Annotated in this window: 12 protein-coding genes; 10 read left to right on the top strand and 2 right to left on the bottom strand. The window is 38.8% G+C overall.

What is annotated here, in order from left to right:
* Positions 1-3: 3 nt before the first annotated feature.
* The 7 genes from G3I01_RS10450 (at position 4) to G3I01_RS10480 (ending at position 9,640) form a co-directional block, all read left to right on the top strand.
* A complete protein-coding gene (locus tag G3I01_RS10450) occupies positions 4-540 on the top strand; it encodes an NAD(P)H-dependent oxidoreductase (protein WP_219547598.1) in 537 nt (178 codons plus the stop codon).
* Positions 541-1,833 (top strand): aminodeoxychorismate synthase component I, encoded by a 1,293-nt coding sequence (gene pabB / locus G3I01_RS10455; RefSeq protein ID WP_219547600.1) that lies wholly within the window; start codon positions 541-543, stop codon positions 1,831-1,833.
* 60 nt (positions 1,834-1,893) lie between these two features.
* Positions 1,894-3,207, top strand: a complete 1,314-nt coding sequence (tilS, locus tag G3I01_RS10460) for a tRNA lysidine(34) synthetase TilS (protein ID WP_219547601.1) — start codon at positions 1,894-1,896, stop codon at positions 3,205-3,207.
* Positions 3,208-3,325: 118 nt separating this feature from the next.
* Positions 3,326-5,200 (top strand): CocE/NonD family hydrolase, encoded by a 1,875-nt coding sequence (locus G3I01_RS10465; RefSeq protein WP_219547602.1) that lies wholly within the window; start codon positions 3,326-3,328, stop codon positions 5,198-5,200.
* Positions 5,190-7,013: a DUF885 domain-containing protein gene (locus tag G3I01_RS10470; protein ID WP_219547603.1), complete on the top strand. Its 1,824-nt coding sequence runs from the start codon at positions 5,190-5,192 to the stop codon at positions 7,011-7,013. The genes G3I01_RS10465 and G3I01_RS10470 overlap by 11 nt, the downstream gene beginning before the upstream one ends.
* A gap of 2 nt (positions 7,014-7,015) precedes the next feature.
* Complete coding sequence (locus G3I01_RS10475) at positions 7,016-8,014, top strand: aldose epimerase family protein (protein WP_219547604.1); 999 nt, start codon at positions 7,016-7,018, stop codon at positions 8,012-8,014.
* A 36-nt stretch (positions 8,015-8,050) separates the two neighbouring features.
* Entirely contained in the window at positions 8,051-9,640 is a 1,590-nt protein-coding gene (locus tag G3I01_RS10480; RefSeq protein ID WP_219547606.1) for a solute:sodium symporter family transporter, read from the top strand.
* 84 nt (positions 9,641-9,724) lie between these two features.
* Here the strand turns inward: G3I01_RS10480 and G3I01_RS10485 are convergent, their stop codons facing one another.
* Both G3I01_RS10485 and galK read right to left on the bottom strand, forming a co-directional pair.
* Positions 9,725-10,768 carry a UDP-glucose--hexose-1-phosphate uridylyltransferase gene (locus G3I01_RS10485; RefSeq protein WP_219547608.1) on the bottom strand — a complete coding sequence of 348 codons (1,044 nt, stop codon included), beginning with the start codon at positions 10,766-10,768 and terminating at the stop codon, positions 9,725-9,727.
* Between the two features lie 4 nt (positions 10,769-10,772).
* Positions 10,773-11,936, bottom strand: a complete 1,164-nt coding sequence (gene galK, locus G3I01_RS10490; RefSeq protein WP_257710562.1) for a galactokinase — start codon at positions 11,934-11,936, stop codon at positions 10,773-10,775.
* A gap of 109 nt (positions 11,937-12,045) precedes the next feature.
* On the opposite strand from galK, the gene G3I01_RS10495 reads away from it, so the two are divergent.
* The 3 genes from G3I01_RS10495 (at position 12,046) to G3I01_RS10505 (ending at position 16,313) form a co-directional block, all read left to right on the top strand.
* Positions 12,046-12,750, top strand: coding sequence for an NUDIX domain-containing protein (locus G3I01_RS10495; protein ID WP_219547614.1), 705 nt, complete (start codon positions 12,046-12,048; stop codon positions 12,748-12,750).
* A gap of 75 nt (positions 12,751-12,825) precedes the next feature.
* A complete protein-coding gene (locus tag G3I01_RS10500; protein ID WP_219547616.1) occupies positions 12,826-13,713 on the top strand; it encodes a TIM barrel protein in 888 nt (295 codons plus the stop codon).
* Positions 13,714-13,730: 17 nt separating this feature from the next.
* Entirely contained in the window at positions 13,731-16,313 is a 2,583-nt protein-coding gene (locus tag G3I01_RS10505; protein WP_219547618.1) for a cellulase family glycosylhydrolase, read from the top strand.
* Positions 16,314-16,528: the final 215 nt, after the last annotated feature.

Consider the following 16,528-nt stretch of genomic DNA (forward strand, 5'->3'; position numbering starts at 1 on the left):
CCGATGAAGAAAATCCTGGCCTTTGCAGGCTCCAATAGTAGCATTTCTATTAATCAACAATTATTGAATCATGTTTTAGGCCGCATCCAGGGTCACGAGATCAAGGAAATCAAGCTAACCGATTATCCATTGCCTATTTATAGTTATGATATAGAAAAGAATCAAGGTTTTCCTATACATGCAACCATCATCAAGAATTTAATAGCCGAAAGTGATGCATTGGTCATTGCAGTAAATGAGCATAACGCTGGACCTTCGGCATTTTTTAAAAATATTATTGACTGGCTTTCTCGAGTGAATAGAAACTTCCTAGAAGGAAAAAAGATCCTTTTAATAAGTACTTCTCCTGGAAAACGGGGAGCTGCCAGTTCGCTGGAATACGCCAAAAATATCTTCGGAAGGTTTGGGGGTGAAGTTATCGAAAGTTTCAGTCTTCCTTCATTTAAAGATAATTTTCATGATGGGAAGCTAACAAACGAAGTTCTGGATATGGGAATTGAGGATGTGCTTACTACCTTTGCCCATCAAATTGAAGATTAAGTGCGCACTTCCAAAGTTTTTTCAGTAAAAGAACCCAAGAAATTTAAAGAGAAATTATTGTCCTGGAGCAGGCAGTTTCAGGAAATTGCCTGGCTGGATAGCAATGAGTATGATTCAAAGAGCGGGGAATATGAGGCAATTCTTGCCGTGGAAGCTTTTACGGCTATAAAAACCGATTATGTTCAGGCATTCGATAAACTGAAGGAATACCAGGAAACCACTGCCGACTGGATATTTGGCTATTTAAGTTATGATCTCAAGAATGATGTTGAGAATTTAAGTTCTAAGAATTTCGAAGGACTGCATTTTCCCGATCTTTATTTTTTTCAGCCTCAAAAGATCATTTTCATAAAAGATGATCAGGTTGAATTTCATTATCTAAGAATGATAGATGATGAGATTGATGACGATCTTGAGGAAATTCAAAATATTACCATTGAATCAAATTCTGAACATACCCCTGTAAAAGTAGAAGCCAGGATCTCGAAAAGCGAATATCTGGAAAAGATCAAGTTGATGCTCAATCATATTCATCGCGGTGATATTTATGAAGCCAACTTCTGCCAGGAATTTTATTCTGAAAATGTAGATATAGATCCTTTCAATATTTACAGATCATTAAATGAGATTTCCACGCCGCCTTTTGCAGCCTATCTAAAACTGGAGAACTTTAACCTAATTTCAGCATCCCCAGAACGATACTTAAAGAAAAAAGGAGATCATCTTTTATCCCAGCCAATTAAAGGAACCGCACGCAGGGCTGAAGATGTGGAAGAGGACTTAAGGATCGCTGCAGAACTAGCCAATGATCCAAAAGAGCAGTCTGAAAATGTGATGATCGTAGATTTGGTAAGAAATGACCTTTCCCGCATCGCCAAAAAAGGAAGTGTAAAGGTGGATGAACTTTGTAAAGTATATACTTTTAAACAGGTACATCAGCTAATTTCCAGTGTAACTGCTGAGATTGCTGAAGACATTCCTCCGGTAGAAGCATTACGCACTAGTTTTCCTATGGGGAGTATGACCGGGGCTCCCAAGATCTCTGCTATGAAAATTATCGAAAAGCTGGAGGAATCCAAACGCGGTCTTTATAGTGGAGCCGTAGGATATTTTACGCCAACCGGTGACTTCGATTTTAACGTGGTAATTCGCAGTATTCTTTATAATTCAGAAAATAAATATTTGTCATTCTCAGTAGGGGGTGCCATAACCGCTAAATCTCATCCTGAAAAGGAATATGAAGAATGTATCTTAAAGGCAAAAGCGATGCGCGAGGTACTTACCAATTTGTAAGGAATTTAGTTCAGTTTGACCGAAAGCAATTTAATTGCAGCTTTGTATCTTTGGGAAACAATGGAAAAAATCTTCAAGAATCTTATAAAAGCAGACTATCCATATTTATGTGGAGGGAAATTGTTACTGGCAATTAGTGGAGGTGTGGACAGCGTGATTCTTGCACATTTGTGTAAGGCAGCCAAACTGGATTTTTCCATGGCACATTGCAATTTCAATCTTCGTGGCGATGAAAGCGATGGTGATGAAAGTTTTGTGGTAGATCTTGCCGATTCTTTGGGCGTTGAAGTTTATACCGAAAGTTTTGATACCCTTAATTACGCCGAAAAGCTTGGAATTTCAGTGCAAATGGCTGCCCGGGAACTAAGGTATGAATGGTTTTCTGAACTAAGCAGCTCCCTTAAATTCGATTATACCCTAACGGCACATCATGCCAATGATAATCTCGAAACTTTTCTTATCAATCTTATCCGCGGGACAGGGCCTGAAGGTCTTACCGGGATAAAAAATGAAAGGGATAATATAGTAAGACCCCTTCTAGGTTTTTCAAGGTTTGAGATCGAAACTTATGCCAGAAATAAAAAATATAAGTGGAGAGAGGATAGCAGCAATGCTTCAGATAAGTATATGAGGAATAAGATCAGGCATCAGATCATTCCGGTGATGGAAGAGATCAATCCGCAGTTGCTGGACAGTTTTGCTAAAACTCAGCAGCACCTTCAGGAAAGCCTGGACCTGGTTGAAGATTATATCAGCCTTTTATATCCAAAACTGGTGGAAAAGGATAAATATGGTTATTCTCTGGATATAGATTTCCTGAAAAAAGTTCCGAATCAAAAACAGATCTTATATCAGCTTCTCAAATCATTTGGATTTACTGAATGGAATGATGTTTACGATCTTTTAGATGCCCAATCGGGAAAGATGGTCTTATCAGATACCCATCGTTTAATAAAGGATCGCAAGAAACTATTACTTACTGAGCATAATAAAAAGATCGGAAATAAGGAATATCACCTGGACAGGGAAGAGGACCTGGCTATGATCCCTGGAATGGGGACTTTTCATATACATGAAGTGGATAAAGTTGGGCAAACCTCACATAGTTGTATATATGTTCCTGAGCGAAAACTGAAATTTCCGTTAGTGATTAGGAAATGGAAAAAAGGAGATTTCTTCTATCCCTTCGGAATGAATGGTAAAAAGAAACTTAGTGATTTCTTTAAGGACCAGAAGTTTTCCCTTCCGGAAAAAGAACATACCTGGATTCTGTGTTCCGGGGAGGAGATAGTCTGGATCATTAATCATCGCGCCGATAACCGTTTTGCTGTGGAGAAATCTGACTCAAAGATCCTGAAGATCTGCATTACCTGATGCATAATAGAATTTGAAAATCTTACGAATCCTTTTGTGATAAAGCTTAAAATCCAATTTTCTTTTAGGTTTAAAGTGCTAATTTCTATCTTTAGGAACTTTTAAAAAATCATAGTTGATGAAAATCTTTAAATACCCCCTGTTTACAATACTTTTCATATTTATTTTAAATCCGGTTCTGGCCCAAAATGAAACGGATTATGTCGTAAAAGAACACTATAATAAAATGGAAGTTGATATCCCAATGAGGGACGGTGTGAAACTCCACACTACAATTTACTCTCCTAAAGATACCTCGCGGGAATATCCAATTTTGATGCAAAGAACGCCCTATAGCTCCAGACCATACGGGGAAGATCAGTTCAGGTCTAAGATAGGTCCTAATGAGATCATGATGAAAGAAGGTAATATTATTGTTTACCAGGATGTTCGAGGTAGATGGATGAGCGAGGGTAACTATGATAATATGCGCGCCTATATTCCGAATAAAAAAGGAAAAGAAGTAGATGAAGCCAGTGATACTTACGATACTATTGAGTGGCTGGTGAATAACGTTGAAAATAACAATGGAAATGTTGGAACCTGGGGAATTTCTTATCCAGGATTTTACGCAACTTACTCCTTGCTTAGCGGGCATCCAGCCTTAAAAGCGGCCTCTCCTCAGGCTAGTATTGGTGATTTCTTTTTCGATGATTTTCATCATAATGGGGCCTACCTTTTAAGTTACTGGAGAGCGACGGCTGTTTTTGGATATCAGCATGAAAAGCCAACAGATTCTTCATGGTATGAATTTCCAAAGCTTGGAACCGAAGATCAATACCAGTTCTTTTTGGATCAGGGGCCATTAAGTAATCTTGATAAATATTATAAGGAAGACAACGAGTTCTGGCAGCAATTAAAGGAGCATCCAAATTATGATGATTTCTGGCAAAAGCGTGGTATCGTTCAGCATTTTAAAAATACTAAGATCAAGCCAGCGGTAATGATCGTTGGAGGATTGTTTGATGCGGAAGATCTTTACGGTCCCTTTGCCATCTATAAAAGCATTGAAGAGAACAGCGATAATTACAACAGCATCGTTTTTGGTCCATGGAGCCATGGTGACTGGGCTAGAGAGAACGGTAGACAAGGTGTAGGAAATGTCTATTTTGGCGATAGTATTTCAACTCATTTTCAAAGAGATTATGAAACCGAATTCTTTAATCATTTTCTAAAGAAAAAAACCAAAGACCAGGTAAAGCTTGCCGAAGCTCATATTTATGATACTGGTCTGAGAAAATGGAATAATTATACAGAATGGCCACCAAAGAATACTACTCCTAAGGTCTTGTATCTGGGAGATGGTCAGGGATTAACTGAAGAGCCCACCGATAATAAGGAGGAATTTGTAAGTGATCCTGAAAAACCGGTTTCTTATAATAACGAGATCAAAATGGTTTTCACGCCACGGGAATATATGACCGGTGATCAACGTTTCGCTGCAGGAAGGCCAGACGTACTGGTTTTCGAGACTGAAGTTCTGGAAGAAGATATGAAGATCGCAGGACCTATTGAAGCGATGCTAAAAGTAGCAACTACGGGAACTGCGGCAGATTGGGTGGTGAAAGTTATCGATGTATATCCACCCGATGCTGAGAACTACGAAGAGACTATGCCACACCTAAAGATGAGCAATTATCATATGATGGTTAGAAGCGAGGTGATGCGCGGTAGATTTAGAAATGGATTTGAAGATCCGCAACCTTTTGAACCTAATACCAAGACAGACGTAAATATTACATTACAGGGAATAAACCATACTTTTAAAAAAGGTCATAAACTACAGGTGCAGGTTCAAAGTACCTGGTTTCCTTTGATCGATAGAAACCCGCAGACTTTCGTAGACAATATTTTTGAAGCGGAAGAAGAAGATTTTCAGAAACAGACCCATACCGTTTATGGTGATTCTGCCATTAAGTTTAGCATTTTAGAAGAAGAGAAAGATGAAATTTAAGAATTATATACTACCTGCATTGCTGGGAATCGCCATAGTTTCCTGTGGAGATGAAAAAAGAGAGGATGAAATCTCTTCCGGTGATATGGAAAAAGTTTCGGCCGAGTTGAACCAGTTCTTTGAAAAAGAATTCCAACAGGAGCTTGAAGAAAGCCCGATGATGCAAACCCGTATGGGTATGAAAACCGACTACGGGAAGTGGGACGATTTTTCAAGTAATAAATATGCCGAGGATCTGGAACAGGCAAAAAGCCGGCTTGATCATCTCAAAAGCATAGATGTAGAAACTTTGAACGAGGAGACCAGATTAAGTTACGAACTCTATAAAAGACAGGTAACCAATGAAATTGATGATTATAAATATCGTTTTTATAATTATCCGGTAGAGCAAATGCATGGCTGGCACGCAGAATTGCCTGCTTTTCTTATCAATATGCACCGGATAGATTCAATCGCAGATGCCAAGGCATATATTTCGAGGCTGGTAGGGATTGAGAAGGTGATGAATGATATTATTGAACAGCTAAAACTTAGGGAGCAGAATGGAATTGTTCCGCCTAAGTTTGTCTTTGACAGAACTTTGGATGCATCCAGGAATATCATAAAAGGAAAGCCTTTTACAAAAGCCTCTGAAGCCAGCACACTGATGGAAGATTTTAGTGCCAAGGTCGAAAAGCTTGATATTACTGAAGATCAAAAGACAGGTCTTCTTAATGAAGCCGAATTGGCATTAGTTGACCATGTCCAACCAGCTTATGAAAGCCTTATAGATTTTCTCCAGAATCAGCAAAAAAGAGCAACTGACGAAGCAGGAGTTTGGAAATTTCCGAAGGGTGAAAAATTCTATGACAATGCGTTGCGACGAGTTACAACCACAGATCTAACGGCAGAGGAGATCCATGAAATAGGTCTGAGTGAAGTAGCGAGGATACATGGGGAAATGGAAAAGATCATGGAAGAGGTTGGTTTCGAAGGATCACTTGAAGAATTCTTTGATTTTATGGAAACAGATGAACAATTCTATTATGATAATACCGAAGAAGGTAAAGCCGCTTATCTAAAGAAGGCAAAAGATATTATTAATACCATGAAAACTAAGCTTCCGGAATTGTTTAATACCATGCCCGAGGCTGATATTGTAGTAAAAGCAGTAGAGCCTTTCCGTGAGAAAAGCGCAGGGAAAGCTTTTTATCAGCAGCCGGCAATAGACGGCTCAAGGCCTGGTACCTATTATGCCAATCTTTATGATATGGATGCAATGCCGAAATACGAAATGGAAGCTCTTGCGTATCATGAAGGAATTCCCGGGCATCATATGCAAATAGCTATTGCTCAGGAATTAGATAGCATTCCGAAATTTAGAAAATTCAGCTTCTTTACAGCCTATGTGGAAGGATGGGGATTGTACAGTGAATATATTCCAAAAGAAATTGGGTTTTATGAAGACCCATATTCAGACTTTGGAAGGCTGGCCATGGAACTTTGGAGGTCATGCCGACTTGTGGTGGACACCGGGATTCATGCTAAGAAATGGACCAGACAGGAAGGTATAGATTACTATAAACAGAATACTCCTGCGGCTGAGAGTGCCTGTATAAAAATGGTGGAGCGCCATATTGTGATGCCGGGACAGGCAACTGCATACAAGATAGGGATGAACAAGATCCTTGATCTGCGAGAAAAAGCCAGGGAGAAATTAGGAGATAAATTTGACATAAGAGAGTTCCACGATGTAGTGCTTACAGACGGAGCTCTGCCGCTTACCCTTTTGGAATCAAGAGTTGATTCCTGGGTGAATTCAAAAAACCGATAAGCTTGAACGAGATCCAAAAATCTGATCTTAAGATCACAGACCTTGTAAATTCTCATGGAAGCAAGTTGCAGATCCTTAATTACGGAGCTACGATCTTTAGCTTTAAAATGCGCGAAAAACATGATAAACTAATAGATCTTGTTGTTGGTCCCGCCAATGCAGAGGATTATATTTCTGAGGAATACAGGACAGCGTGTAAATGTTTTGGCGCTACTATCGGCAGGTTTGCAGGGCGTATAGCTAATGGTAAGTTCAAAATCGAGGATGAAGAGTATGAGCTTCATGAGCATGAAGAGGGAGTGCATTTGCATGGAGGGGAATTAGGTTTTCAGTACAGATTATGGGATGTAGAGAAGGTAAGTGAAGGAGAAAACCCTTCGGTAACTTTATCTTATACCAGTGAACATCTGGAAGAGGGATATCCAGGAAGACTTCAGGTAAAAGCAAAATATACCCTAACCGAAAATGATGAGATAAAAATTTCCTATTCGGCGAAGACCGATAAAACTACTATAGTTAATCTTACCAACCATTCTTATTTTAATTTAAATGGGAGTGGCAGTGTTAGTGATCACTTTATGCGGGTTCATGCTTCGAAGGTTCTGGAACTGGATGATAAGAACCTACCTACCGGTAATCTGACGAAATTAAAGAATAGTCCTAAGGATTATCGTGAGAATAAATTACTGGGTAATCGTGAGCTTGACGATGTATTTGTGCTGGATGTGATGGAAAATGAAATTCAGGCTCAGCTTTTTGCCCCTCTTAGTGGTATTAAGATGAGGTTGACCAGCAATCAATCGGTTCTGGTAGTATACTCACCAGAGAAATTACCAGATACCTGGCTATATCATAGTGAGCTTGATAGTAAGTATCCGGCTGTCGCTCTGGAAGCACAAAATTATCCCGATGCACCTAATTTTAGAAACTTTCCTTCAAGTTTATTAAAGCCCGGTGAGTTATATGAAAACAACATCACTTTTGCTTTTTCTGTAAAATAATAATTCTATATTTAACCGAAATTTTAAGAAATAATTATGATTGGAATTCTATCCTTCGTGGGTTTTACAGCCCTGGTAGCTATAATCGCCTATTTTGCAACCAGATCCACCGATGAAACCACCAGCGATGGTTATTTTTTAGGTGGTAGAAGTTTAACCGCAGGAGTGATCGCAGGATCGGTATTGCTTACAAACCTTTCCACAGAACAGATCGTAGGATTGAATGGGCAGGCATACAGTGAAGGAATTCTGGTAATGGCCTGGGAGACTTTAGCCGCACTTGCCATCGTTGTTACGGCATTATTTCTATTGCCGCGTTATCTAAAAGGTGGTTTGACCACAGTTCCTCAATTTCTTCAGAATAGATTCGACAGGACCACAAAATCTATAGTTTCAGGTCTTTTCCTGTCAGGTTATATGGTCATATTTCTTCCTATTGTGCTTTACTCAGGAAGTTTAGCGATCAGCACCATGTTCGATGTGCCGGGAATGCTTGGTGTAAGCGATACTGCTGCACTTTGGATCTGTGTATGGGGTATAGGAATCATAGGTTCTATTTACGCGATCTTTGGAGGTCTTAAAGCGGTAGCAGTTTCAGATACTATTAATGCGATTGGTCTTCTCATAGGTGGTCTAATGATCCCTGTTTTTGGCTTAATTGCTATTGGGGATGGAGATATGTTCGCTGGTTTGACTACGCTTGTAGATTCTAATCCAGAAAAATTTGATTCTATTGGTGGTCCTGATGCTTCAGTACCATTTTCTACCATATTTACAGGTATGATGCTGGTACAGTTGTTCTATTGGGGAACAAACCAGGCGATCATTCAAAGAGCGCTGGCCGCTAAAAACCTTAAAGAAGGTCAGAAAGGTTTGATGCTGGCCGCTTTTATTAAAATATTAGGTCCAATTATCGTTGTGCTTCCGGGTATTATTGCATGGCATATGTTCCAGGGAGATCTTGATAATGCAGATCAGGCTTATCCGGCTTTAGTGAACGAGGTATTGCCTCCGGTGCTTGTTGGATTCTTTGCCGCAGTTCTTTTCGGGGCGATCTTAAGTTCATTTAACTCAGCTTTGAACTCGTCTGTTACTCTCTTCGGAATCGATATTTATAAACATCATTTTAATCCAAATGCTTCTGAAAGGGAAGTGGTTAAAAAGGGTAAGACCTTTGGTATCTTTATCGCCATCGCATCGATGTTCATCGCACCTCTTATTGCAAATGCACCTCAAGGACTTTTCGGATATCTGCAGGAAGTTAATGGTTGTTATAGTATCCCGATTCTAACGATCGTGGTTGTTGGATACCTTTCAAAGAAGATTCCGGCGATCGCTGCAAAAGTTGCACTTTTTAGTGGTGTTGGGCTTTACCTTGTTTATTTAGGACTGAAATATTTCGTGGTAGGAGAGGATGCTTTACCTCATTACCTACACGTAATGGCGATCCTTTTCGTTATGAATATCGCTATCATGTATATTATTGGAAGAGTGAAACCAAGAAAAGAAGATTATGTTCTTGAGCATACCAAGCAAGTTGATATAAGCCCATGGAAGTATGTGCTTCCCGTAGGTCTGGGAATCTGTGCTCTGGTAATATTTGTTTATATATACTTCGCACAATAAGTAAAAACCATATCGATCATATAAAAAAAATCCGCTCTCTTTTGAAGGGCGGATTTTTTATATCTATTAATTTATTTTTGAATTTTAAAGTCTACCTGAATAGTGTTCTTCCGGCAGATCATTTAATCTTGCTGCCGCCTGCTCTGCGGTGATGTCACGTTGAGGTCCTGCAAACATTTCATAGCCTACCATGAATTTTTTTACCGTTGCAGATCTAAGTAAAGGCGGATAGAAGCTCATATGAAAATGCCACTCTGGATACTCTTTTTCATCAGTAGGTATTTGATGAATTCCTGAAGAGTATGGGAAAGAGGTCTCGAAAAGGTTATCATATTTTATGGTCAGTTTCTTAATGATATCGGCATAGGCTTTTTCTTCAGCTTCGTTTAACTGACCAATATGCTGAAGATGTCTTTTCGGGATGATCATCGTCTCAAAAGGCCATACTGCCCAATAGGGAATAAGGCTAACAAAATGCTCGTTCTCATCCAGGATCCTTTCACCTGCTTTGAGTTCCTGTCCTATATAATCTGATAAAATACTTCTTCCATGGTGCTCCCAATATTCTTTGAATTTTAAAGATTTTTTCAAGACTTCTGTAGGTACAGATGATTGTGACCAGATCTGCCCGTGAGGATGCGGGTTGCTACAACCCATGATGGCTCCTTTATTTTCAAAGATCTGTACGTAATTTATATCCTTTGCTGAGCCTAATTCGGCATATTCCTTTTTCCAGATCTGTACCACCTTGGTAATATCTTCGACTTCCATTAGCGGTAATGTAAGCGAGTGATCTGGAGAGAAGCAAACAACTTTGCAGATACCTCTTTCACTTTCGGCTTTCAGAAGACCTTCTTCAAAATCGATTTCAGGTGAATCTGGGAGTAAGGATGAAAAATCATTTCGGAATGAAAAGGGTTCTTTATAAACCGGATTTGTTTCTCCGCCAGCCCGGGTATTTCCGGGACATAAATAGCAGGAAGGATCATAATTTTCCTTTTTAAGGGATTTACTTTCCTCAGTTTTTCCTTGCCATGGCCTTTTGGTTCTGTGAGGAGAAACCAGGATCCATTCACCGGTAAGTATATTATATCTCCTGTGAGGAGTATTGTTAAGTTCAGTATTCATTCTTTTAATTTTTGAAAATTTCAGTGCCCTGGTCAGGGGACACACTTATAGCGTCCAGTTTGATATTATATTTTTCGAAATATGCGGCTGAAACTTCCTTAATATAGGTTTCTATCTCATCTTCTTCAATAAGGTTTATAGTGCAACCTCCAAAACCACCTCCCATCATACGCGAGCCATAAATAAAGTCCTTGTCCCTGGAATGGTCAACCAGAAAGTCCAATTCCGGGCAACTGACTTCGTATTTATTCTGAAGTCCTTCGTGAGAAGCATACATTAGTTCTCCAAAGCTTTTGAGGTTGCCAGACTTAAGTTGCTCTGCGGCGGCTAAAACTCGCTCATTCTCTTTAAGAACGTACAGGCAGCGATCATACATTTTAGCAGCAAGTTTATTTCTAAAATTCTTCAGTTTTTCGAAACTCAGGTCTCTTAAGGATCCGATTTCGGGATATTCTTTCTGAATGATCTTTACGGCTGCTTCACACTCTTCCCTCCGTGAGTTGTAATCACTGTCGGCCAGATTGTGAGTTACATTGGTGTTAAGCAGTAATAATTTACAATTTTGAAGATCTGCAGGAATATATTTAGCCTCTAGGTTCTGGCAGTCCAGTTTGATAATATGTCCCTTTTTGCTCATTACAGAGGCATACTGGTCCATAATTCCGCAGTTGGATCCCACGAAATTATTTTCAGCCTTCTGAGATAATTTTACAATTTCAAGATTGCTGAGACCGAGTTCAAAAAGGGCGTTAATTCCGCCAGCCATTCCACATTCAAGTGCAGCAGAAGAACTTATTCCTGCACCAACAGGTAACTTGCTTTCAATTAAACAATCAAAACCTGCAGGTTTTGCTCCAAGGTTTAGAATTTCCTGTACTACCCCCAAAATATAATTTTCCCAGCCTTGACCTTTTTCGATTGGCTTATCCAGATGAAATTCAAATCCTTTTTGATAAGTTTCACTGTAGATACGGCAGAAATAATCAGTTTGATTCTTCCTGAATTTAAGAATGACCTTCTTATCAATAGCCGTGGGGAATACAAATCCGTCATTATAATCTGTATGCTCTCCAATAAGATTTATTCTTCCCGGAGAAGCTACCGTAATTTCAAACTGAATTTTATTTAAATCTTCAGGTTTTGCTGAAAAAGATCTGATATTGGTCAAGCTTTTTTGTTTTTTGATTTGATTCAAAGATAATAAACGTAAATTATACGTTTATTATTATTCCGATAAATTTATGAATTATCTATCTTTATCAAAATTTAATTCAATAATGACTTATAATTCCAAGGATCTGTACCAGGTTAAGGAGAAAATGTATGTGGCTACAGATTGTATCATTTTTGGTTTCCATGAAGGTAAACTAAAATTGCTGGTTTTTAAACGAAGGGTAGAACCTTTAAAAGGTGAGTGGTCTTTAATTGGAAGCTTTGTTAGACTTGAGGAAGATCTCGATTATGCTGGCCAGAGGGTTCTTAAGGAAACTACGGGTCTGGAAAATGTATTCATGCAGCAGCTGAAGAGTTACGGGAAAAAGGATCGTGATCCCGGTTACCGTTGTATATCAATTGCCCAGTATGCATTAATCCGGATAGATGATTATGATGAGGAATTAGTGGAAGAGCACGGAGCTCACTGGTACGAAATTGAGTATTTACCTTTATTGATACTGGATCATAACGAAATGGTTCATGATGCTTTGCTCCAGTTAAAACAAAATGCTCGATATAAGCCAATAGGTTTTGAACTGTTACCTGAAAAGTTCACAATTCCGCAGTTGCAGAGCTTATATGAAGCGATTTATCAAAGGGAATTGGACGCCAGGAATTTCAGGAAAAAGGTACTCTCTCTTAATGTGTTGGAAAAATTAGATGAAAAGGATAAATCTACTAGTAAGAGAGGAGCCTTCCTTTATAAATTCAATTACGAAAATTATCAGAAACTTTTAAAGTCCGGTTACAATTTCGAGATAGCCTGATCTTTACTGCAATTATTTTTCTGATTATTAATTGTAATATTTACGTTTATTATTAATTTTAGAAAAATATATTCCATGAGTGAAAAGATGAACAGAAGAAAGTTGCTTAAGAATCTTGGCCTTGGTGCAGGAGTATTGAGTTTTAGTAATATCTCAGGAATATTTGCATCAGAACTGGATCTAACACCTGAAACCCTTTCTTCAGGAAAGATAAAGCATTCAGTTTGCAGATGGTGTTACCAGGACATTCCATTAGAAGATTTTGCTAAAGCCTGTGTGAAAATGGGTATTTCGGGTATCGATCTTTTAAGACCTTCTGAATGGGATATTGTTGAAAAAGAAGGACTTGTTTGTTCAATGGCTACAGATGATTTCGCGAATATTATAGAGGGGTTCAATGATCTAAAGAATCATGGCGACCTTCAGGAAAAATACAGCGGACTTATTAAAAAAGCTTCGGAACATAATATAAAGAATGTGATCTGTTTTTCAGGGAACCGCAATGGGATGGATGAGGAAACTGGAATCATAAACTGCGTTAAAGGCCTAACTCCTCTTTTGGATTATGCTCAGGAACTTAACGTGAATCTGGTCATGGAATTGCTTAACAGTAAAGTAGACCATGAGGATTATATGTGTGATCATACAGATTGGGGAGTAAGACTCGCTAAAAGGCTGAACAAACCTAACTTTAAACTGCTCTACGATATTTATCATATGCAGATCATGGAAGGTGATGTAATTAGAACAATTAGAGAAAATCACCAGTACATAAATCATTATCATACAGCGGGAGTGCCCGGCAGACATGAAATAAATGATTCTCAGGAATTGAATTATCCCGCTATTATGGAAGCCATCCATGCAACCGGCTTTGATGGATTTGTAGCCCAGGAATTTATCCCTACTTATAAAGATAAGCTGGCAGCTCTACGCGAGGGTATACAGATCTGTGATATTTAATAGATAACTTGCCTTAAATGAAGAAACTAAAATTGAATTTTAGCACAACTGCTTTTGCCCTATTCCTGGCTTTTTCAGGATTAATTGCCCAAAATCAAAAAAAGACAGATGTATATGTTGATGATTCCGGGATCATGAGATGGGGGCATAATGATGAAGAGGTGCATGGATTCGGAGTAAATTACTCTGCGCCATTTGCACATGCCTTTAGATCAGCTGAAAAAAAAGGTTTAGACATCAAAGCGGAAATGGATAAGGATATCTATCATTTCACCCGAATGAACTTTGACCTGTATCGGCTTCATGTCTGGGATACCGAGATAAGTGATAAAAACGGAAACCTAATTGAAAATGAACATTTAGATGCTTTCGATTATTTGCTGAACGAATTAAAGAAACGCGACATCAATTTTGTGATTACACCAATTGCGTATTGGGGAAATGGCTGGCCAGAGCCCGATGAGGACACGCCGGGCTTTTCGAACAAATATGGTAAGGAAAATAGTCTTACAGATCCTGAAGCGATCAAAGCTCAGCAGAACTATTTATCCCAGTTTTTGAATCATGTAAACCCATATACTGGTGTAGCCTATAAAAATGAACCAAATCTAATAGCTTTTGAGGTCAGTAACGAACCGCATCACCGCGGAACTCCCGAAGAGGTGAAATCGTTCATCAATAAAATGGTCAAAGCGATGAAAAGTACCGGCACTAAAAAGCCTGTTTTCTATAATGTGACCCATAGCACTCAACTGGCTGAAACCTATTTTACCTCAGAAATAGATGGGGGCACCTTCCAGTGGTACCCAACCGGCCTGGGTTTTCAAAAGGAACTGGAAGGTAATCTATTGCCTAATGTGAATGATTATAATATTCCATTTGATAACATTATAAAAGAAAATAATAAGGCCAAATTGGTGTATGAGTTCGATGCGGCAGATGTGAATAAATCTTATATGTACCCGGCGATGGCCAGGAGTTTCAGGGAAGCAGGGGTTCAGCTGGCTACGCATTTCGCCTATGATCCAACCTTCCTGGCTTATGCAAATACCGAGTATAATACCCATTATATGAACCTTAATTATACCCCGCACAAAGCCTTGGCGTTGATGATCGCTTCAGAAATATTTCATGAGGTTTCCTTGAACGAGGATCTTGGAACCTATCCTGAAAATCTTGAATTCGGTGATTTTAAGATCAGTTATAAAGGAGATGTGGCCACCTATAATTCCGGAGAAAAATTCATTTATACCAATTCAACCGAAATTAAACCAAAGCAGATTTCTGAATTAAAGGAAATCGCTGGACATGGGAATTCTCAAATTGTAAAGTATGATGGGAAAGGCGCTTATTTCCTGGATAAGCTTGAAAAGGGAGTTTGGAGATTGGAAGTTATGCCAGATCCAATTCTCATAAAAGATCCATTTGGCAGTAATAGCCTGGATAAAACCGTTTCTGTGATTAGCTGGAAAGAAAATAAGATGGAATTATATCTTGAAGATCTGGCTGAAAATTTCGAGGTTTCAGGCTTAAATGAAGGAAATAATGTATTCTTCCAAGCTGAAGGAAAAGCATTTGAAATCTCACCAGGTACTTATTTGCTGAAAGCAGAGGGGAAAGAATTTGATATTTCCAGTTTCGAAAATGATAAGAATTATGAAGTGGTAGCCTTTGAGGCGCAGAAAAGTACAGTGGATAATACCTATCTGGTTCATGAACCATTAGCTTATAGCACTACAAATGAACCTGTAAAAATAAAAGCTACCATAGTTGCTAAGGATTCGATCAACAAGGTGGAAGCCTGGTTAGAAAACGCGAATAATTATGAGTCTATAGAATTAAACGCTGAAAATAATTATGAATATTCTGCTGAAGTGCCGGAAGAATTGCTGAAGCACGGATTTCTTAATTACAGAATCATCGTTTCTACTGCAGGTGGGAATTATACATTTCCCGGCGGGGTGGAAGGCAGTCCTGCCGATTGGGACTTTCATTCCAAACAGAAATTTGAAACTGCTATTCTAGAAAAAGGCGCGCCGGTCTATCTTTTTGATGCGGCAACAGATTCAGAAAAAGTAGTACGACAATGGAATAAAGCCAATAATGTAGTGCCGGTAGGTGATAATGAAGTTGAGTTTCAGGTGAAACTTGATAAATTATTTGAAAAAGATATTGAAAACCTGAATGCTGAACCTATCTATGATTATTCATTCAGGTATAACTTTTCAGATAAACTTGGAACAAGATCAATTTCAGATAAGAATAAACTGATCATTGAAGCGAGGAGCCTGGTAGATGCTCGGGAGAAGATCCAGGTAGCTTTGGTCATGCAAAACGGAGCAGCGTTTGGTAAGACCATTGAGCTTACTGATGAAATTCAGGAAATAGAGATCGATCTTAAAGATCTGGAACCAGTTAAGGCGGTAACTCTCCCAAGGCCATATCCAGGATTTCTACCTTATTATTTTGATCATTCATATTCCGGAGATCTCAAGTTGGAAGAGGTAGAAAGTTTGCAGTTTTCCATTGGTCCGGGGATAGAGCAGGAGCAACTTCAGCAATCACATGGAGTTGGAATTAGGAGTGTGAGGATTCAATAATACAATGATCAATAAACAGTTATCAATTATCAATTTGCAAAAGATTCTTCGCTTCTTTTCATTTCGTTCTTATTGATATCAGTTTGTCATTCCGTTGATAGGAGGAATCTCTTTATCGTCCAAAGATTGATTTAGAGCTGAATAAAATAATAGGAGTTTATCAAAACAAAAAAGGTCCCGCTAAATGACGGGACCTTTTTTTGCAGTTATAACAG

The sequence above is a fragment of the Gramella sp. MT6 genome, assembly GCF_019357415.1.
In the GTDB taxonomy this organism is placed as follows: domain Bacteria; phylum Bacteroidota; class Bacteroidia; order Flavobacteriales; family Flavobacteriaceae; genus Christiangramia.